The following is a 282-nucleotide window of genomic DNA, read 5'->3' as shown; positions in this document are numbered from 1 at the left end:
CTGCGGTGCTGCTGGAAAAAGTGATGGTGATGGCTGGTAGTGAAATTTATCGCCTCCATGCTGTAGGGAGCGAGAACGGGGGCGACGGTGACGCATTTGTCAGGGAAGAACGTGAGATTATGCGGGTAATGCGTCAGGCGCTGGACGGGGAGAACGGGTAATGAATATCAGCAAGGAAACCCGCGAAATTCTGCGTAATTACAGGGCCGTGATTAATGCGCGGCGTCGTGAAATGGGGCAGAAACCGCTCACCACCGCGCAGATTGTTGATGAAATCTGTGA

The 282-nt window shown here is 53.5% G+C and carries 1 pseudogene; it reads left to right on the top strand.

Annotation, left to right across the window (positions count from 1 at the left end):
* Window positions 1-161 (top strand): annotated as a pseudogene (locus tag E0D98_RS28325) (hypothetical protein); the annotation flags it as partial.
* Window positions 162-282 lie beyond the last annotated feature (121 nt).

It is taken from the genome of Escherichia sp. KCJ4928 (genome assembly GCF_004352695.1).
Classification (GTDB): domain Bacteria; phylum Pseudomonadota; class Gammaproteobacteria; order Enterobacterales; family Enterobacteriaceae; genus ECMA0423.
Note: the sequence above shows the minus strand (reverse complement) of the source record. Positions and strands in the feature narration are given on the sequence as shown.